18 protein-coding genes are annotated in these 19,485 nt (G+C 58.0%); 10 read left to right on the forward strand and 8 right to left on the reverse strand.

Features of this window, described 5'->3' with window-relative positions:
* Positions 1-52: 52 nt before the first annotated feature.
* Genes VGM18_18240 through motA form a run of 3 tightly spaced genes read right to left on the reverse strand, consistent with a single transcriptional unit; the run spans position 53 to position 3,781 of the window.
* Complete coding sequence (locus VGM18_18240; GenBank protein ID HEY3974952.1) at positions 53-1,948, reverse strand: tetratricopeptide repeat protein; 1,896 nt, start codon at positions 1,946-1,948, stop codon at positions 53-55.
* A 57-nt stretch (positions 1,949-2,005) separates the two neighbouring features.
* Positions 2,006-2,839: a flagellar motor protein MotB gene (locus VGM18_18245; GenBank protein HEY3974953.1), complete on the reverse strand. Its 834-nt coding sequence runs from the start codon at positions 2,837-2,839 to the stop codon at positions 2,006-2,008.
* A 21-nt stretch (positions 2,840-2,860) separates the two neighbouring features.
* Complete coding sequence (gene motA, locus VGM18_18250) at positions 2,861-3,781, reverse strand: flagellar motor stator protein MotA (protein HEY3974954.1); 921 nt, start codon at positions 3,779-3,781, stop codon at positions 2,861-2,863.
* A gap of 402 nt (positions 3,782-4,183) precedes the next feature.
* Between motA and VGM18_18255 the strand changes: the two genes are divergently transcribed.
* The 5 genes from VGM18_18255 (at position 4,184) to VGM18_18275 (ending at position 7,745) form a co-directional block, all read left to right on the forward strand.
* Positions 4,184-5,035, forward strand: a complete 852-nt coding sequence (locus VGM18_18255; protein HEY3974955.1) for a molybdopterin-dependent oxidoreductase — start codon at positions 4,184-4,186, stop codon at positions 5,033-5,035.
* A gap of 125 nt (positions 5,036-5,160) precedes the next feature.
* Entirely contained in the window at positions 5,161-5,856 is a 696-nt protein-coding gene (locus VGM18_18260) for a cytochrome b/b6 domain-containing protein (GenBank protein HEY3974956.1), read from the forward strand.
* Between the two features lie 131 nt (positions 5,857-5,987).
* Positions 5,988-6,650 (forward strand): sigma-70 family RNA polymerase sigma factor, encoded by a 663-nt coding sequence (locus VGM18_18265; GenBank protein HEY3974957.1) that lies wholly within the window; start codon positions 5,988-5,990, stop codon positions 6,648-6,650.
* On the forward strand, positions 6,644-7,300 hold the full coding sequence (locus VGM18_18270; protein HEY3974958.1) for a zf-HC2 domain-containing protein: 657 nt from the start codon (positions 6,644-6,646) through the stop codon (positions 7,298-7,300). The genes VGM18_18265 and VGM18_18270 overlap by 7 nt, the downstream gene beginning before the upstream one ends.
* A complete protein-coding gene (locus VGM18_18275) occupies positions 7,278-7,745 on the forward strand; it encodes a hypothetical protein (protein ID HEY3974959.1) in 468 nt (155 codons plus the stop codon). Before VGM18_18270 ends, VGM18_18275 begins: the two co-directional genes overlap by 23 nt.
* 52 nt (positions 7,746-7,797) lie before the next feature.
* Here VGM18_18275 and VGM18_18280 read toward each other — a convergent pair whose 3' ends face one another.
* Together VGM18_18280 and VGM18_18285 are read right to left on the reverse strand one after the other, a co-directional pair.
* Positions 7,798-8,073: a pentapeptide MXKDX repeat protein gene (locus VGM18_18280; GenBank protein HEY3974960.1), complete on the reverse strand. Its 276-nt coding sequence runs from the start codon at positions 8,071-8,073 to the stop codon at positions 7,798-7,800.
* Positions 8,074-8,521: 448 nt separating this feature from the next.
* Positions 8,522-9,826: a pitrilysin family protein gene (locus tag VGM18_18285; protein HEY3974961.1), complete on the reverse strand. Its 1,305-nt coding sequence runs from the start codon at positions 9,824-9,826 to the stop codon at positions 8,522-8,524.
* A gap of 139 nt (positions 9,827-9,965) precedes the next feature.
* On the opposite strand from VGM18_18285, the gene VGM18_18290 reads away from it, so the two are divergent.
* On the forward strand, positions 9,966-10,484 hold the full coding sequence (locus VGM18_18290) for a DUF4279 domain-containing protein (protein ID HEY3974962.1): 519 nt from the start codon (positions 9,966-9,968) through the stop codon (positions 10,482-10,484).
* Between the two features lie 40 nt (positions 10,485-10,524).
* Positions 10,525-11,670, forward strand: a complete 1,146-nt coding sequence (gene rlmN, locus VGM18_18295) for a 23S rRNA (adenine(2503)-C(2))-methyltransferase RlmN (GenBank protein ID HEY3974963.1) — start codon at positions 10,525-10,527, stop codon at positions 11,668-11,670.
* Here the strand turns inward: rlmN and VGM18_18300 are convergent.
* Entirely contained in the window at positions 11,630-13,387 is a 1,758-nt protein-coding gene (locus tag VGM18_18300) for a histidine kinase dimerization/phospho-acceptor domain-containing protein (GenBank protein HEY3974964.1), read from the reverse strand. The genes rlmN and VGM18_18300 overlap by 41 nt on opposite strands.
* A gap of 180 nt (positions 13,388-13,567) precedes the next feature.
* On the opposite strand from VGM18_18300, the gene VGM18_18305 reads away from it, so the two are divergent.
* The 3 genes from VGM18_18305 (at position 13,568) to VGM18_18315 (ending at position 16,326) form a co-directional block, all read left to right on the forward strand.
* Positions 13,568-15,388 carry a histidine kinase gene (locus tag VGM18_18305; GenBank protein ID HEY3974965.1) on the forward strand — a complete coding sequence of 607 codons (1,821 nt, stop codon included), beginning with the start codon at positions 13,568-13,570 and terminating at the stop codon, positions 15,386-15,388.
* Positions 15,378-16,067 (forward strand): response regulator transcription factor, encoded by a 690-nt coding sequence (locus tag VGM18_18310; protein ID HEY3974966.1) that lies wholly within the window; start codon positions 15,378-15,380, stop codon positions 16,065-16,067. Before VGM18_18305 ends, VGM18_18310 begins: the two co-directional genes overlap by 11 nt.
* Before the next feature lie 94 nt (positions 16,068-16,161).
* Positions 16,162-16,326 carry a hypothetical protein gene (locus tag VGM18_18315; GenBank protein HEY3974967.1) on the forward strand — a complete coding sequence of 55 codons (165 nt, stop codon included), beginning with the start codon at positions 16,162-16,164 and terminating at the stop codon, positions 16,324-16,326.
* Positions 16,327-16,451: 125 nt separating this feature from the next.
* Here the strand turns inward: VGM18_18315 and VGM18_18320 are convergent, their stop codons facing one another.
* Both VGM18_18320 and VGM18_18325 read right to left on the reverse strand, forming a co-directional pair.
* Positions 16,452-18,242 (reverse strand): M48 family metalloprotease, encoded by a 1,791-nt coding sequence (locus tag VGM18_18320; GenBank protein ID HEY3974968.1) that lies wholly within the window; start codon positions 18,240-18,242, stop codon positions 16,452-16,454.
* Between the two features lie 36 nt (positions 18,243-18,278).
* Complete coding sequence (locus VGM18_18325) at positions 18,279-19,319, reverse strand: energy transducer TonB (protein ID HEY3974969.1); 1,041 nt, start codon at positions 19,317-19,319, stop codon at positions 18,279-18,281.
* Positions 19,320-19,485: the final 166 nt, after the last annotated feature.

Consider the following 19,485-nt stretch of genomic DNA (forward strand, 5'->3'; position numbering starts at 1 on the left):
TGCGACGTGTTTTAGGTTGGCGGCCGTTGACTCTTCTAAGAGGGTTTCGCTTCTAAGAGGGTTTCGCTTCCGGTGCAGGCCTGGCCACTGGCTCTTTGCGCTTTTCCTCAGTGTCGACGGAGTAGAGCATGTAGTGATCGAAGCTATGGCGCCGGTAGTAGCGGTGTTTGCGGAAGTCGAAATAAATCTCGGCGCTCTTGGGCAGCCACAGCGAGGTGTTCTTTTTCGGAAAGGGGACGGGGCCGTACTCGACGACCTGGTGCTCGGTGAGCAGTTCGATTTCCGGCATCGGGTTGACCAGATCGGCTTCCATGCGGACGATCTGGAATTTGTCGGCCGTGATCCAGGCCCTTCCTTTGAGAGCGACCGGATGAGTCACGCTTCCCACGTTATAGCTGTGCATGTGGTTGGGACGGTCGGCGCGCTGGCGAAAGTGAACCAGCCAGCTGGCTTGGCCGTGCCAATCTCCGAGGCCTTCGCAGGACATTTCGAAGTCGCCGCGCATGTAGGGATGAAAAACCAGCGCGAATGTCGCAAAGCCGGTGCTGGAAATCTGGTCCGGATATCCCGCCAGAGCGAGCTTGTCGGCGCGAAATTCGTCGACCGAAAGAGATCCGGGCTGAGGTTCAGTGATGGCAGCCACGTAATTATATTTTCGGGTTTCGGTCCGAATGGGGATGCCGAAGGGGTCGAGCGACTGGTGGAATAAATCTTCGACGGCAGCGAAACGAGCTACGTCCGCTACCAGTTCCTGCACGCGCTTGCCGGATTCTTCGATGACCTGATCGTATGGACAGGCTACGCCGGCTGCTACCGCGGGCTTGATTTCGTCGATGCTGGGAGGCTTCCAATTGACCGAAGGGCCCGGATCGGAGAGTGCTGCCATGGGATCGACGCCAAGGAGGCCGGAGTGGTGCTGCTCAATCTCGGCGATCAGAGAGCGCACGTGAAAGCCAATCGGGGTTGCAGGCGATTGCTCGAGAAAAGTATGGAGCGCTTGAATTGCTTCTTGATCGCGGCCCAGGCTCACTAAGGCCTGACCGAGAATGAGTTGTGCCGGGCTGGCGGCGCTCTGGCCTTTGGAAATGGCAATTTTCGCTTCGTCGCGCGCCTTGTCGTAGTTTTGCTGGTGAAGGTAGGCGTCGGCGAGCAAGTCGTGCGGCAGCCAGTTTTCGGCATCTGCCGTGATCGCCTGCTCAAGAGCGGAGCGGGCGGCGGGGTAGTCCTGGCGTTCCAGGCCGGCTCTGCCAAGAAGAGTCAGGGCTTGCACGTTGCGCGGGTTCAGGTTCACGGCGGCGACCAGAAAAGTTTCTGCCCGAGCAAAATCTTTCTTTTGAAAATACAAATAGCCGAGCAAGAAGTTGAGATCGGGATTCGACGGAGAGGACTTATAGGCTTGGTCCAGCTCTTTCTCAGCCGACTTTAGGTTTTCGGACTTGAGGGCGGAAACGGCGCGTCGGATTTGCTTGCGCGTCTGCGGCGACAGCGCTGCGCCAGCCACGTCGAGCTTGATTGCCTCGGGATCGGGATGCAGAACGACGTCGATCTGCGACGGGCGCAGCGAACTCATTACTTGCAGTTGTTGGTGCGTGCTGAGAAAGCCGACGGCACTGACTTCCACGTCGTAGCTTCCGTAAGGGATGTTGGTGAAAACGCCTTGCGAGTTATCTTCGGTCGTCTGCCAGGTTGCAGACTGAGGGTTGGAAATGTTCACCAGCTTCAACAGTGCCTGTCGATCGAGATGCCGGCTGGTACGCTCGGCGTAAACCGTAAAGATGAGGACGCCAGTGCCGGGTGCTGTCTGATAAGTGGTGTACACCTCCTGCAAAGGTCTGGGATCGTTAAGGCCGCCACGTTGAGCGTTCGCAGCGAGTACGGATGCAAGCAGGAATAAGGCGCGCAGAAGCCGCTCGAAATAGCGCGGGAGAATGGAGCGGCGGCGGGGCATAAAGCAAATCCCAGAGCAGTGTGGCATAGTCGCGGGTAGCGGTCAAACCGGCGAGAACTATGGTTTCGCGGCAGGTTTCGTCCCGGCGGCCGAGGGCTTGTCGCCGGCGGTATTTTTTTTGCTGTCGGCGCCGTTCTCGGCGGAAGCCTTCACGGCATCCTCGGCGTCGCGGTCCTGCATGATGTATTGCACGATCAGCGAGATGCGGCGGTTGGCGGGATCGAGCGGAGCATCAGGCTTGCGCAGACGCTGATCGGCAAATCCGCGGACCTGTGTAACCTGGTTGGGCCCGATTCCATTGGCCTGCATCACGCGGCGGGCGGCGTTGGCGCGATCCGACGAGAGTGCCCAATTGTCGTAGCTGGAGGAAGTGTACGGCTTGGAATCGGTGTGGCCTTCGATGGAGAGTTTGTTGGGTAGTTTGCCGAGTTCCTGAGCGAGTGTGATGAGCAGTTCGGTGCCATCGCCCTTGAGTTTGGCACTGCCGCTGTCAAAAAAGGTGCCGCTGGCCGATTCGGAGAGTTCGATACGCAGGCCTTCGGAAGTTATCGTCATCTCGATGTGGCTCTTCAGTTTTTCGAAATCGTTCATCTGCTTCATGGCCTGCTGCAACTGGTCTTTCAATTTCGGCATGTTGTCGCGAGTGAGAGTGAAATTGTCTCCGCTGCCGACCATGTTGGAGCCGACTTTTTTCGAAGTGCCGGTAGGATCTTTGAAGTATCCACCGACGGCGACCTGTACCTCTTTGCTGGCATTGAGCAGCCAGAGCACGATGAACAGGGCCATCATCGCCGTGACGAAATCGGCGTAGGCTACCTTCCATGCGCCGCCGTGGTGTCCGCCGTGGCCGCTTTTTTTCTTGACGATGATGATGGGGCGAGTGTGGTCCATGAATCTCTGTTCAGTCGAGCGTTATTCGCCGGCGCCTGCGGCTGCGGCAGCAACTCCTCCCGCGCGGCAAGCCTGTTCAAGTTCCTTGAAGGATGGCCGCACATGTCCGGGGACGGCTCGGCGCGCCATTTCCACAGCCATGATGGGGGCGGTGCCTTTCAAAAAAGAAACCATGAGAACCCTCATGACATAGAGGAAGGCGTGTTCCTCTTCGGCGGCTTTGGTCATGTTGGAGGCGATGGGGCCGACTAATCCGTAGCACAGCAGGATGCCGAGAAATGTTCCCACCAGGGCTGCGGCGACCTTGTGTCCGATTTCTTCCGGCGGGCCGCCCAGAGATCCCATGGTGATTACCACGCCCAGTACCGCGGCGACAATGCCGAGCCCGGGCAGAGAATCGGCCATGGTGCTGAGAGCGGCGGTGGGCTGCGCGGAACTGGCATGGTGAACTTCAAGGTCGAGATCGAGCATCTGGTCGAGATCGAAGGCGTCGATGCCGGTAATGGCCATGCGCAGAGAATCGCAAACGAAATCGCAGACATGATGATTCTGGAGGAACGCCGGGTTCTTGCTGAAGACCTGGCTCTTGTGCGGCTCTTCGATATCGGCTTCGAGGGCCATCAAGCCATCTTTGCGAGCCTTATTGAGAAGATCGTAGAGCATTTTCAGGGCGTCGATATAGGTCTGCTTGCCGAACTTCGACCCGGAGAATACGCCGCCAATGCCACCGCCGATCTTTTTGAGAATGTGCAGAGGATTTCCGACCAGAAGTGTACCGATGGCGGCGCCACCGATAATGATCAATTCCGCCGGTTGCGCGAGCACTCTAAGATTGCCGTGCTCCATCAGGTAGCCGGCGGCCACGCAGCCGAAGACGATGACAATACCGATAATCGCAAACATGCCGAGCTCCGGAGGAGAGTTCCAGACTATTGCGATCATCGGCAAAATCCACAGAGACTTCACCCCGGGCGTCCTGGACTCGCAAGAGTCCCCCGGCCGCCCTTAATTTTTGGGCCTGTGGGCGCACACTCCCTTCGACAAGCTGATTACGTACAGCCGGCGTCCCGCCGGCTGTCCCGAGAGCCTGCCCCGAGCTTGTCGAAGGGGCGTCTTCATCCCTCGGCGATTCCAGCATCACCATCTTTAAAGCTTTAGACAGCGTATTTTACTTTCGCTGTGCGGGTGGGATGCCCGCACGACAGCCGCCGGGACGGCGGCGTTACGTAATCAGCTCGTCGAACGGAGTGTCCACCCCACATAAGTCGAAGACCGTGCTATCGTGACCGTAACTTTCCGGGAACTTTTGAATCCCATCTATGGGAACGCTGCAGCGGGAGGAGCATGGAACCAGAAGACGATCAACCGAAGCCGGAGGAATCGAAGCCGCCTGAAACGAACGATCCCGCAGCAGCGCCGCCAAGGGTCATTGCTGCGCCCAGCATCGTTCGTCCTGGCGCGGTCCGGCCCGGCATTGTCCCTCCTAACATGGATGAGCGACGGTTTGCGCAGGTGTCGCGCCGGGAATTGCTGAAGGTTTTGCCCGTGCTGGCATTGGGGGCATTTGCCATTCCAGGTTTTCAGGAAGGGCTGCTCAAGAAAGGGCTGGGCTTCAGCGACTGGGCTTCGGCGCGGCTGTTTCGGCGTGGACATCTCGCGCCGACTTTTGCCGAAGCGGAGCTCACGCCGCCGGAAAAATTCCCCCTTAATAGTTATGACATCGACGATCCCGGCGTGATTTTCGAGAACTGGAGTCTGACGGTGAGCGGTCTGGTGCAGAAGCCCGGCGATTACAAAATGGATCAGATTCAGGCCTTGCCGCGAATTCGGCAGAACACGCGGCATGTGTGCGTGGAGGGTTGGGATGTGATCGGCAGCTTTGGCGGCGCGCGGCTTTCGGATTTTCTCACGATGATCGGCGCCGATACTTCGGCGCGATTTTTGACGGTGGCCTGCGCCGACGATTACTACGAATCGCTGGATATGGCGACGGCGCTGCATCCGCAAACGCTGCTTTGTTATGAGATGTACGACCAGCCGCTCCCGCGCGAGCACGGCGCTCCGTTGCGCTTGAATATCCCAACGAAAGTCGGATACAAGCAAGCGAAGTATTTGACGGACATGAAAGTCACAAACGTTCTCGACAAAGTTGGATACTGGGAAGATCAGGGGTATTCGGAGTTTTACGGGCTGTAATGGGAATGTAGTGGTGCGGATTGGATTCGGGCTGAGATCAGATGAGAGGGAGATCGGAGATCCTTCGCTCGGCCTGAAGGACGGCTACGCTCAGGATGACAAGCGTTTCCTAATCGGAGGTAAACATGAGCGGCGCAATTCTTGAAATCACGCGCACGAAGGGCGACGAGACCGAAACCGTTGGTCGCGCGGTCTATGAGCATCCCCTGGCGGTGCGGGTGTGCCACTGGCTGAATGCGATTGCGCTGTTCGTGATGGTCGGCAGCGGGTTACAGATCTTTCGCGCGTTCCCCAGTTTCGGGGCGAAGATTCCGCAAAAAGATCTGTTGAACTGGCCGAAGTCGTTCGCCATCGGCGGATGGCTGGGCGGGGCGCTGCAATGGCACCTGACGTTCATGTGGATTTACATCGCGACCGGAGTGATCTATCTCGGATATCAGGTGTTCAGCGGGAATTACCGGCAGGTGCTTTTTACTCGGCGCGATATTCCGGGCGTGTGGCCGATGGTGAAGCATTATTTCTTCTTCGGGCCGAAACCGGTCGCGACCGAGGCGTACAATCCGCTGCAAAAGCATGCGTACACGACCGTGATCGGCCTCGGAGTACTCTCGCTGCTGACCGGACTGGCGGTGTGGAAGCCGGTGCAGTTTTCCTGGCTGGCGTGGCTGATGGGCGGATTTCACTGGGCGCGGCTGTGGCATTTCCTGATCATGTGGGCGATGTTGGGGTTTGTGTTGGGGCATCTGGTGATGGTCCTGCTGCATGGCTGGAACAATTTCGTGTCGATGCTGACGGGTTGGAAGAAGGATCCGGATTACTGAGGAAATCGTCGTCGGTCGTCGGTCATCGGTCGTCAGCAAGACACTGCTTCGATCAACGACGATTGGCTAACGGCCGATCGACGACTGACGACCGACGACTGACGACAAACATACCCGAGCCAGAGATGATCTTGAGCGATCCAGTCGTGAACAATCCGCAGCCTGCAGGCATCACGCGCGAGCAGGAGTTGATCGCGCGAGTGCAGCGCGGGCAGAACGAATTGTTCTACGAGCTGATCCGGCCTTATGAGCGGCGCGTCTACGCGGCGGCGCTGGCCATTTTGCGCAACGAGTCGGATGCGGAGGATGTGGCGCAAGAGGCGATGCTCAAGGCGTTTGCCAACATCCGCCAATTTCGCGCCGAGGCTCGGTTCAGCACCTGGCTGATTCAGATTACGGTAAACGAGGCGCTGATGCGGCGGCGAAGGGAGAAAACTGTCGTGATGGAAGCCATCGACGGCCGACGTGATGGTGAGGCAGAGGGCGATTATGCGCCGCGGGATTTTGCCGATTGGCGCGAGATTCCCTCCGAATCGCTGGAACGAAAAGAGGTCCGGCGGAAATTGGCCGAGGCGCTGAGCACGCTCGACCGCAAATATCGCGAAGTGTTCGTGCTGCGCGATATGGAGCAATTGAATATTCAGGAGACGGCGGAGGCGCTTGGAATTTCAGTGGCGTCGGTGAAGACGCGGCTGCTGCGGGCGCGGCTCATGTTGCGCGATCTGCTCGCCGCTGGATGGGAGCAGGGCTGGTTCAGCCGGCTGCCATTCGAGAAGGGAAACAAGCCATGGTGAACCGGGAAGCGAACTGCGAACTGGTGTGGAAGGAGATTTCGAATTACATCGAAGGCGACGTCGACGCGGGGCTGCGTGCGGCCATGGACGAGCATTTCCGCACCTGCCAGCGCTGCGCGTCAGTGCTGGCGGGGACGCGGAATGTGATCGCGCTGTATGGCGACGAGCGCATGATCGACGAACTGACGATCCAGGTGCCGGCGGGGTATGGCCTGCGGCTGGAGAAGAGCATTGAGAAGCGGCTGGCGCAGACTGCACGTGCGGGCCGGAGGTGGCCGACCTGGTCGACCTGGCTGGTTCCGTTGGCGGCGATGGGATTGTTTGCCGGCGGATTGCACGTGGCGAATTCGATGACGGCCACGCCCGAGTTGAAGACAGAGCACGGCCAACCGGGGCAGGGGATTCCTCCGGACATGTTGGTCGTGGTGACCAAGGGTGCGAGATTATTTCACGCCCCCGGGTGCGGGGCCATTCACAACAAAGAGACCGAGCGCACCATTCCCGCGAAAGAGGCGATGGCGCAGGGATACGTTCCGTGCCTGCGATGTCTGCGGCAATATATGCAGACCGCGACTGCGGGCCACGTGACTCTGGAGTCTGAAGCCGAAGTGGATGAGGATGTGGAGGATGGAAGCGCGCGGGGGCAGTGAGCGTTATTTCATGATTGATCAGCTACAGAAAGATCAGGCGGCCAGAGCCGATTTATTCCGTTTCTTTGGCGCGATTCGGCCGGAAAAATTAGATTCGTGGCTTCGCGAACGAAAGTTAGATATTCCGCAGGATCTTAAGACCTTCTGGTGTGAAACTGGCGGCGGCGATCTATTTGAGTCCGAGACTGTTCTAAGCCCATTTGGGAATGTTGACTTGGGCGATGACATCGACAGCGTGAATCAGGGCCGATGGCAGAAAGGGATGCCGGCCCATTGGCTTGCCTTCCACACCGGGCTTGGCCTAAGCGTGGTCGAAACCTTGTCAGGAGGATACGCGAATTTGCATGGAGACTCATACGAAGTGCGATCAACCTTTAAGTCTCTGGATGACTGGTATAGCAATTTTCTACGTAAGGAGTATGCAGAACGCTACGGCCTGCGGTAACCGATCGGAATGAGCGACGCGGGCGTTTGCGCCCGCGCCACGACTGCGCGGGCTAGTTTTGCTTCATCTCGTCTTTCTTCATCGAGTCGTCCTTCTTCATGTCATCTTTCTTCATGTCGTCTTTTTTCATGCTGTCGTTCTTCATCGCGTCTTTCTTGGCGGCCTTCTTGCTCTTCTTGGTGTCTTTCTTCATGTTGTCTTGCTTCATGGTGTCCTGCTTCATCTCGTCTTTCTTCATGTCGTCCTGTTTCATTGTGTCTTGCGCGAAGGCAGACAAGGTTGCGGTCAGGACACACGTGAGCAGCAGACTGCTGAAAATCTTTTTCATGGAATCTCCTTGGAGATGGTTCGAATTTGTCGGCAGGTTCTCCCTGCGAGCACAGATGGGATGTGCGGGGTGAGTGGAAGTTACAGGAAGTAGAACCATAGTCATCAAATTGCGACGTCATCCCGAGCGGAGCCGTTTTTCAGGCGAAGCGAGGGATCTCCGACGCAACCGCTCTGACTGGAAGGCAGAACCGCCAAACCGCAGAAGTTCGTAAGTCGTTGAAAAGTCGTCCAGCGCTTCAGGGCGACGCTAGAGCGCGAGATTACGCGAAGAGGATGCTACCCTTGCCCTCACGAGAGATCATCGTTCTAAGGGCCGTTTCCGCCTTAGGAAATGGCATCCTCGAGCGACGGTGGACGGCAGCTGGCGCGAGAGGGCAGATTTGAAAGAATGTACTAGCAAATTGTACGTACAGTAACGACTTACATTATAACCTGGGCCGCCCGGGTCAGCAGGCCAGTTGGTCGCGCGTTATTTTCAATCCCGGCAGATTTCCCAGCGCGGTCACCGCTACCGATTCGGTCTTGAAGAATTCGTTGGCCAGTTCGGTCAGATCTTCGGCGGTGACGGCTTCGATCTTTTCGATCAACTCGTCGAGATCGTAGAAGCGGTCGAAATACATTTCCTGGCGCGCCAGGTTTGACATGCGGGCGGTGCTCGATTCGAGCGATAGCATCAGGCTGCCTTTGAGCTGGGCTTTCGAGCGCTTCAATTCTTCTTCCGGCACCGGCTCGGCTTTCAGCTTGCGGAATTCGCTGACCACCGACTGCACGACTTTCGACGCCGACGTCAGCGAGGTGCCGGCGTAGACGGCGAGGCACCCGGTGTCGCGATAGGGGTTGAGATCGCTGTAGATGGAGTAAGCGAGGCCCTGGCGTTCGCGAATGTTCTGGAAGAGGCGGGAACTCATGCCACCGCCGAGCAGGGTGTTGAGAATGTAGCCGGCGTGGCGCTTTTCGTGCGCGATGGGATGCGCCGGCACGCCGATGCAGAGCTGAACTTGTTCGAGCGCTTTCTTATTACGCAGAATGATGCGGGAGACAATTTTCGGTGCGGAAGAGTGAAAGCCGTTCTTCACCGGCTTCATCTTTTCGAAGTGTCCGGTCACGAGTTCGACGAATTTGTCATGATCGAGATTGCCGGCCGCCGAGACGATGATGTTGCCAGGGGCGAAGCGGTGGCCGTAGGCGTTCACGACCGGCTCGCGCTCGAAGCGCTTCACGGTTTCTTTGGTCCCGAGGATCGGCTTACCCAGAGGATGATCTTTCCAGAAATTCTGGGTGAAGATTTCGTGGACGAGATAATCGGGATTATCTTCGTCCATTTTGATTTCTTCCATGATCACGCCGCGTTCGCGCGTAATGTCGGCGGCATCAAAAGTTGGATTGAGCACCAGGTCGCTGAGAATGTCGAGCGCGATGGGGACGTGTTCGTCGAGCACCTTGACGTTGAAGCAGATGCATTCCTTGGCGGTGAAGGCGTCCATGTTGCCACCGATGGAGTCGACCTGACGGGCGATTTCCTCGGCGGTGCGGTGCTGGGTGCCTTTGAAAACCATGTGTTCGAGGAAGTGGGAGATGCCGTTCCATTCGGCGTCTTCGTCGCGCGAGCCGGTCTGCAGCCAGATTCCGATGGAGGCAGAGCGGATGTGCTGCATCTGCTCGGTGATGACGGTCAGTCCGTTAGGCAGCTTCTGACGGCGAATGTTGCGGACTTCTTTGCTGCGAACTTCTTTTTTGATTTCTTGGGGCATCGATTTCTGCATGTATAGATGACTTGGAAGGCCCTCAGGAACGCGGCGCGGGGCTGTGTACTATTCTGACATAGGGGCGGCGGGTGTGCGAGAATAGTTTAGTGGTTTGGAATCAAGGGGTTAGGGTGGAATCCGATCTATGAAGGAAACACGAGCAGTTCAATCGCGACTCACTCCGATTGATGACAACTATCAGACCTGCGAAAGAACGGCGGCCACGTTGCGCATTTCCACCGGTGCCGTGCACCCGGAGAAAGTCACCGAGTTGCTCGGTGTGAATCCGACGAGGGTGACGATCCTGGGTGAGAGAGGGCCGGTCAATAGCGTGGGAATTGCCCGCGTGGGAAAGCACAACGTTTGGTTGCTCGTGTCGGAAGGCGTCGTCACCTCAAAGGACTTGCGGCGTCACATTGATTGGATAATAGATACTGTCTACCCGAGTAAGGAGGCCTTGCTGCGCTTGCAGGAGTTGCCCGAGGTGAAAATGGACGTGTCATGCGTCTGGTGGTCGCGCTATGGAGATGGTGGACCTACCTTGTGGCCTGAACAGATGTCGCACCTTGTTGAACTAAATCTGGAAATATCGATTGCATTCTCATTTTACGGAGACGAAGCGGAGCCCGATGTCCCGGGAAAGAAGAATGGTGCCGGAAAGTAGGGTCACGCAGCGCGTTAATTCCATGACGGAGTACTCGCAAATGGCGTTGCTCGGGACGACTCGGGCCGAACTCGCTTCGCTCATCGAGAGCTTGGGTGAGCCCTCCTATCGCGGGAAGCAATTGCTGGAGGCGGTTTATCGGCAGCGGGTCGAGTCGATCGAAGAGATATCGACTTTGCCGCAAGGACTACGGACGAAGCTGGCGGAGAAAGGCGTGTCGATTGGGCTGCCGCGGATTGAGCAGAGATTTGTATCGGTGGATGGGACGGTGCGGTATCTGATTGCTTTCCCCGACGGGCAGAGTGTGGAGACGGTTTGGATGCCGGAGGGGGACGGCGGGGAAGCGGGGGATGGGAGTGAAGCTGGGGCCGAAGCGCTTTCTTCTGATGTTCTGGAAGAGGATCGTCGGCATCGCCAAGGCCAGAATCCAGGCCGCTCGACTATTTGTATTTCCAGCCAAGTCGGATGCGCGGCCGATTGTCAGTTTTGTTTAACGGCGCTGCTTGGGGTGAAGCGAAATCTGACTGCGGGGGAGATTGTGGGGCAGGTTTGTGCGGTGCTTCGGGATCAGAAGGTTTCGCCGCCGGAGGATCGCATCAACCTAGTTTTCATGGGGATGGGCGAGCCGTTTTTGAATTACGACAATTTTGTGAAGGCGGCGCGGCTGCTGGCGGAGGAAGTTGGCATTGCAGAGCGGCGGATGACGGTGTCGACGGCGGGGATTGTGCCGCGCATTCGCGACTTTGGGTTGGAGAAATTTCGCCCGAAGCTGGCGATATCGTTGAATGCGTCGAACGATGAGCTACGCACGCGGCTGATGCCGCTGAACAAGAAATGGAATCTGGCGATGCTGATGGCGGCGGCGCGGGAGTATCCGCTGCGCCCGCGGGAGTGGATCACGTTTGAGTATGTCCTGCTGGGGGGCGTGAACGACGCGCCGGAGAATGCGAATGAAGTCGTCGAGTTGCTGCGCGGGATGCGCTGCAAGGTGAATCTGATTGCGCTCAATCCGGGGCCGGGGATCGAGTTTACGACTCCGGATGCGGAGCGGGTCACGGCGTTTCAGAACATTCTGCGCGAGGCTGGGATTCCGGCTTTTGTGCGGCGTCCGCGCGGGCGGGATATTTATGCTGCGTGCGGGCAGCTTAAGCGTACGGTTGAGATTGCCACAGCACCGGCACGGTAGAGTCCTTACTGCTGGGGGCGACCGATTCCGCAGCGGGGATTTCCACGCGAAGCGCGATGGCTCCATCAGCGCGGCGTTCGGTGGAAATCTGACCGTGATGTTCTTGCAAGATTCCCAGGCAGGCGCTTAGGCCCAGCCCATTTTCATTGTCGCGAGCATTATCGCGAGCCATTGAGCCATTCGGCGCTGGGGTAGCCATGCATTCGATCACAAGCGCGGCAGCGTCGTCCTGCCTCTCCGTGGCGACGCTCAGGACTCCGCCGCCGGATTCACCAAGTGCGTGCAGGCAACTGGCAATGAGTTGCAGACAGACCTGTAGCAACTGATTGGAATCGCCCAGGACTCGGGGGAGCGCCGGATCAAACTGAGTGCGGACCTCGATCTGGAGGGCCTCCCACTGCGACTGGCTCAACTTGACCGCCGTGCGGGCCAAGGTATTGAGGTCGATCGGGCTCTTGGGAGCAGGCGCCTGACGGGCAAAGCTGATGAGACTGGCCACTAGCGACCGGGTGCGGCGAACGTATTGGCCAATTTTTTTGGCCAGCGGCTGCTGCTCCGCGGTGAGCGCCGTGCTCAGCAGCATGTCGGAATAACCCAGCATGGCGGTGATCGGGTTATTCAATTCGTGCGCAGCGCCGCCGACGAACTGGCCAATCGACGCCAGTTTTTCCGATTGCAGGATTTGCGCCTGTAGGCGCGTCAAATTGTCAAAAGACTCGCGCGACAGGTTGAGCAGGCGGATGAGTTCGCGATCGAGCAAGTGCTGGCGGACGAAGATGAGCACGCCCATGAAGAATGCCGCGACTAGAGTGAGAGTGAGGCGGAACACCCGGACTCGCGTGGGAACAAAATTGTCGGCGAGCGCCCAGGCCGCAAATAAAGGCAGCGAAAATACGGCAATCATGCTGCTGCGGGCGATCCAAACGCCGTAAAGAGTGGAAACCTCGCGGGCGTCGGCTGTAGGCTTTTGAGCTTTCGTGCGCAGGCCAATCCAGGTGAGCCAGGCCATCGACGCGACCATCGGGATGTCGTAGAGGCTGCCGCTGTAGTAGACCTTGTGGGCGATCGCCCAGTTGCACACCGTCGAACTGGAGGCGTAGCACAGGCTCATGCCAAACAGGCCGCCGTAAAGATTTCTCCAGGCTCCTTTGCTGAGAATGCAACACGAAATCAAAGCCAGTAGAAAGGCGACTTCCTCGGCGGAATAAACCGCGTTCAAGTCGCGGTTATATGCTTCCAGATTGGCCACGACGTATTGCCAGGGTATGACGAGTAGAACATAGAGATAGAACCACCACATCAGCAGGAGCGCAAAATCGAGGCGTCCCACGCGGGCGGAGTATTCGTCGCGGGGCAGGTGAGGGCGCAGGGCCAAAGCGGCCATGAAGGGAACGATGTGCAAAAAAAGAATGACGTCGCCGGGGAAAAGGTCGGGTACGTCGCTGCGCAGGTACACTTCGTAGTAGGTCCACAAAAGCTGGTACGTGAGCCAGAAACAGATGCCGAAAGTAATGAGCGACCAGAAGAGCCGCATGCGTCCCTCGGAACGAAGCGCCAGAGGGATGAAGGCAACGGCGCCCGAAATCAAGAAGACACATTGGACGAGGTCGCTGAAAGCGGTGAGACCGAAAGACCGAGGCAGGAACCCGGCACACAAAACAAATATCGCCAGCAAAAGGGCGACAGCCGCCAACCAGAGGTGGGAACGCTTGCTCAAAGACACTCCTCTGCGGCCATTCTAGACTGAAATATGGAGCGGCAAGGATTACTGTAGTAATCTTAAAGCCCATATAGGCGACCCACTGGGCGATGTGGAGTTTCGCCATCTACTTGCCGGTAAGCTTTCTTAACCAATAATATGCAGCGAGCCCGCCACGCCTGTGGAGAATAGAACCGAGTGAATCCTCGCGTTGAGCGCTATCGACAACCCTGGAGGCTGAGGATTCCCGCCGATCCGGGTGAGACCCGTCGGATCGAGAGGTGGTTGGCGACTGCCCGGGTGTTCCTGGCAGTCTCAACGCTGGTGGCGATCCGCATGGACCCCACCGAACTGGGGAGTTCATGGGCGGCGTATGGTCTATTTGTTTTTTATTTGGCGAATGGAATTCTGATTCTGATGCTGCTCCGGCGGCGGCGGGAGTCGACCGCAGGCTTTCGCTGGTTGGTGCATGCGGGAGACGTGGCCTGGCCGGCATTGATTTCAATTTTTGCCGAAGGACCGAGGGCTCCCTTTTTCTTGTTTTTTTTCTTCGTGCTGGCAGCCGCGGCCTATCGTTGGGGGCTTTGGGAAACGCTGGGGACGGCTGCGGCCGAAGTAGCCTTGCTGTGGATTGAGAGCTTTGTTCTGATCCACGGCTGGTTGAGTCCGGGACGGGCGGCGACGTGGCGGGCGTTGCTTGGGCTGCGGGTAAATTCTGCGGCCTTCGGTCCGCAACAGCTGTTCATGCTGTCGATCTACCTGCTGGTGATGGGTTTGATGCTGGGATATCTGGCGGAGCAGCAGAAACATTTGCGGGCAGAGAAGGCAGTAGTGACCGGAACGCTGTCGCGAATACGGGTGGAAGCGGGCCTGACCGGAACCATTCAGGAGATCTTTCACGAAGCCATGGCCATGTATGGAGCCTCGCGGGTGGTGGTGGCATCGCAGGAATCGCACAGTCAAAAAGTATTTGTCGGAGAACTCGACGAGCCCGACGGCCGGGTGGCGTCGGAATTTCGCTGGTTGGAATCGGCCGCGCGAGATGGAAAGACTTATCTGGACGATTTTCCCGGGGCCGTGTGTTGCGCCTCAGCGGATGAGGGCCGATGGAAAACGCTGGCGTTGGATGAGACCGGGCACGCAGTGCCGGTGGCGGATCTTGGCCCATTTTCCCAGTTGCGGGAGGTGCAGAAATTCGATTCTGTGGCTACCGTTGCGTTTCTATTTGGCAGCGAATGGAGGGGCCGGGTCTTCCTGTTTAATCCCTCACGGCGGGGCGAGAAGCAGGAACAATTGCGTTTTCTGCTGGATCTGGTCCATCAGGTGGGGCCTGCGGTCTACAACGTATATCTTCTGCACCGGCTGCGGCGGCGGGCTGGAGCGGCGGAGCGCGCGCGCTTTGCGCGGGAACTTCACGACGGAGCGGTACAGTCGTTGATCGCCGTGGAAATGCAGGTGGACGTGCTGCGGCGGCAATCCGATGCGGGGAAACCGATTGGTTCTGAATTGGGCCGGATTCAGGGACTGCTGCGCGAGGAAGTGCTTAAGTTGCGAGAACTGATGCAGCAGATGAAAGCGATCGACGTGGATGCGCAGCGTCTGCTCGGGGTTTTGAACGATACGGTCGAACGTTTTCAACGGGAGACCGGGATCAGCGCGCGCTTCGTGACCGAACTCGAGGAGCTGGATATGCCGCAACGGGTATGTCGCGAGATCCTGCGGATTGTGCAGGAAGGATTGGTCAACGTGAGAAAACACAGCGGAGCGCGGCATGCGCTGGTGCGTCTGGCGTCGAGCCAGGGACGATGGAGCCTCACCATGGAAGACGATGGCAAGGGATTTCCTTTTGCCGGCCGTTATAACCAGGATCAGATGGAAGAGGCGGGGAAAGGGCCTATGATCATCAAGGAACGTGTGCGGTTGATTGCCGGGCAACTCACGGTAGAATCGAATCCCGGACAGGGAACCCGGCTGGAAATCAGCGTGCCGCGGAGCGGGGAAGTGCCTCATGAACTTTAGAAAAGCGCAACAGGTTCGACTGGTGATTGCCGACGACCACCCGATCTTCCGCGATGGTTTGCGCCGGTTGCTGGAGGCCGAGGCCGACTTGAAGGTTCTGGGGGAAGCGTCGGACGGCGCCGAAGCCGTGAAGATGGCCAAGCAACTGAAACCCGACATTTTGCTGCTTGATCTGGCAATGCCGAAACATCCGGGACTGGAAGCCTTGCGGGAGTTGAGTATGCCCGCGAACGCGACTCCGGTGCGGGTAATTTTGCTGACCGCGGCCGCGGAGAAAAGCCAGATTGTGGAGGCGCTACAGTTGGGCGCTCGCGGCGTGGTGCTGAAAGATTCCGCCACGCAGCTGCTGCTGAAGGCGATTCACACGGTGATGGCCGGAGAATACTGGGTAGGGCGGGAGAGCGTATCGAATCTGGTGCAGTATCTGCGTACGTTGATGCAGTCCTCGCACGACGAAGCGCGGCAGAAAAAGTTCGGCCTGACGCCGCGCGAACTGGAAATCGTTTCGGCGGTCGTGGCCGGGTACTCTAACAAGGAAATAGCGGAATATTTCAAGATCAGCGAAGATACCGTAAAACATCATCTCAGCAATATCTTTGACAAGTTGGGGGTTTCGACGCGGCTGGAGCTGGCGCTGTTTGCGGTGAATCAGGCGCTACCGCTTAAGAGCATTGCTTAGAACAGGTTGCGGAGACGTGATGTGGCACTTCGGTGCCATTGGCGGGGGGTGGGTGTAGCTACTAGAATTTGGTTACAGCCAGAAAGAGGAGCCCGTGGCAAAACGTTTACAGCAGCTCTGGAACGATGAGCGTGGACAGGACATTGCCGAATACGCAGTGATGTTGGCTGTGATTCTGGTGATTGTCGTGGGCACGATCCGACTCATCGGGTCCAATGCCAACAACGTGTTTTCGCAAGTCGGCAGCGCCATTCAGTAGTTCGCGAGTCGTGAGTTTCGTGAAAAGTTGAGCGGCTCAGTTGGATTGTATGCCTGCCCAGCGAGAAGGCTTGAGTCCTTCCGCGTCCGTCTCTGTTTTCTTAACAAACATTTCCGGCCAACAGTTTATTTTTGCTCGGCCTGCGAAGGCGACTTCGTGGTCAGCGCCATTTTTTCTGCGCCTCCGGCGGAGATCCGGGTCAGGTAAGGAAAGAAGGGTGTGATCTCGAACTCCATTTTCTCGCGTGCCGAAGTTAACGCGACGGGTTTGGCTTTGGAGAGTTCTACCTGATCGGTCCAGGGATCGACTTTGATGCGGCCGCCCAAAGGCAGGGCCGCGATCTGATCGAGTTTCTTCTCGTCGAGTGCCGGGGCGGAAGCCAGCAGGCTCGCCATGCGGACGCTGTTCTTTCCACTGGCAAAGCTGTCGCCGAGATGAGGACGAATTAACTGCTGGAGTTCGGCCCTTTTCTGCTGCAACGCTCGCAGAAACAGTCCGGCATTTCCCAGTTTGTCTTTGTACGGGGAGTTCTTCAGGAGCTCAAGAGCCTTGGTGTCGGCGGCTTCTTCCTCCGCGGCGCTGTGCTTGAAGTCGAGGCGCTGGAAGGATTCTTCGTCGGGGAAGAAGAGCTTGTCGTTGAAGGCGAGCTTAGTGTCGAAGCGATGGCCGAGAACGATGTGGCTGAGTTCATGGGCCAGAACCATGGCGAGGGACGCTTCGTCGGGAAGGACATCGAGCAGACCGCGGCTCATGACAATAGTGTGGCCGATGGTGAAAGATTCAAGCGGAGAGGTGAGAAGAATGCGGCAGTGAAAGTCTCCCTGCAAGTCGATGTTGTTGGTGACGAGCAGATTGTTGACCACGGTCGCCAGAACTTTGTCGACTTCGCCGGGAGGCGCAAGTAAGCCGATCTTCTGGAGGCGGTCGACGGCATTTTCTTCGGCCTGTTTTTCCCACATGCGCTCGGCAACGATGGGAGTGGCATCGGAAGCGGCGGCGCTCAGGTCGTTGATGGATTGCGGAGAATCGACGAGGATCTGGGTGAATTCCTCGTTCCTGCTCAGGCCTCGCAAGTCATAACCCCAGAGCCGGGTCTGTGCCTTGAAGTTCAGGCTCTTGGTGAGCCCGGTTTTGAGATTCGATTCTTCGGTATAGACGTAGGCGGGCAGCCATGTGCCGGGGCGCATGTTCAGGCGCCAACTGTCGAAATGGAAGAAGAAGTTGATTTTGGGCTGCGGATAATAACTTCCATTGAAGCGGACGATGTTGTAATCCTGGTCCTCCACCCAGATTCTGCCCATGAAGCGCGAGGTCTTGTCGCCTTCTCTGGGCTGGACATCGATCACGAGGCAACGCAGTTCGCCAAGGAATTCGCGGCGCACGAAGGTGAATTTGTAATATCTCTTTTGGAAATCGGAGTCGAGTACCACCATTTGAGCGAAGCCCATGGGCAGGAAATGCAGGGAGTAGACGCCGGTCAGCTTGGTGAGCATGCGATGGCCGAAGCCGGGCTGGCCCACGAAGGAGGTGTCCTCGGGGCCATCGGTCATATCGAGGCGGCCGAGAAAATACTGGTCTTTGACCGGGATCGGGTTGCCCGCGCTGTCGTTCTTCAGGTCTTGCAGATAAGTTTCGACCATGGGATGCATGTGCCGCATCTGCGCCATGAACAAATGCTCGCGCTGCACCACCCGGTCGACAACATCATTGAGCGTGACGGCGGCCGGGGAAAGTGAATCCGGGCTCTGAGCGGGCGCGGTGGGTGCCGACATGGCCGGCGCTGGGGCCGCAGCCGGTGCGGTCGCCGGATCAAGAGCCGGCTGGGCCGGAGCCGGCGCAGCTGTCTGAGCGGCAGCGATCAGAACACATACCAAGACAAGACCAACCACGTGGGAGCCCGTACCAAGTATTCGCATAAAAACCTTCTGGGAACCGATCGCGCCGATGAAAACTCACGCCAACTGAAAAATAATGTGCAATACGACGGTCGAGTCCGAAGGCTGGCCGTCCTGCAAAGCGGGCTTGAAGCGAATCTGCTCGGCGGCGTGTACCGCCGCGTCGTCCAGACCATGCCCCAACCCATGAACGATCTTCAATACACGCAGCCTGCCGCTGGCTTCAAGAACGACCTGTAGCAGCACCTCGCCCTCAATGCGTTCAGAGCGTGCCTCCTCAGTGTAGATCGGAAGCGGCTTGGAGAGGATTTCTGCGGGAACGATTTTCGCCGCCGCCTGCGCAGCGGGACGCGACTGAACGGTCGGGGGAGCGGGGACGTCGGCGTCGCCGAAACCGGCAGAATGAACTGCGGATCGCGGAGGAGAAGAAGTACGGGCGTCGCCGGTGGCGAGGCCGCCGCCGAATCCGGTGCTCGCTACGACTCCGCGAACGCCATTCGCGCCGCCGGTTCCGTTGCCCTTGCCGGGGCCCACGGGCATATCGAATCCGCCCGCAGCGGCGATGTTGACGGCCCTGGTCTGAGTCGTCTTGGCAGGAATTCCGTTCGGATCGCCAAAGCCACCAGTCTGTACTTGTTGTGGAGGCCGCTCAATGGTCTGCGGCGCGGAGCTCCCGGTAGAAAAGACATTGGTTCGCACGATCTGCCGCGGAAGTGCCGGAGATGAGAGAGGAAGGGGATCGATCTTGGAGACCATCTTCAGTGGAACTTGCGGCGCGTCTTCGACCTTAGGTTTTGGCTGCGGACGGGAATCTGGCAAACGAAGTGCCGCCGCCGGAGGATCGAGCTGAGCTAATCGGACCGGCCTTATCAGTTGCCGCTGTGGCGCGTGATTTACCGGGGGCGGCGTGGCCACCAAGGCCACGAGTTGGAGGTCCTTCTTGGGGCGCTCGAGGATCTCGGGATGCAGAACGGGAATCCAAACCAGAATCGCGATGATCACCGCTTGCGTACCGTAGCTGAAGACGAACTCGTGCCACGGAGCCCGCCAATGGGGTAACGAGGAGAACAGTATTGATTCGGTAGAGGGAGACGCCATAACCAATTCTGGTTCCAGCCTGCTTCAGATGCTTAAACACCCACTAGAGGGCGAAAGTTCTTCTGCCATTTCGGTCGATGGGAACCTGGAAAAGCAGCGTTCAAGATTCAAGTAAGCGTACCGTCCCAGATGCCGTGATGCACGATAAAGGCCATTCTTCCTGTCG

The sequence above is a fragment of the Candidatus Sulfotelmatobacter sp. genome, from assembly GCA_036500765.1.
Taxonomy (GTDB): Bacteria; Acidobacteriota; Terriglobia; order Terriglobales; family Acidobacteriaceae; genus Sulfotelmatobacter.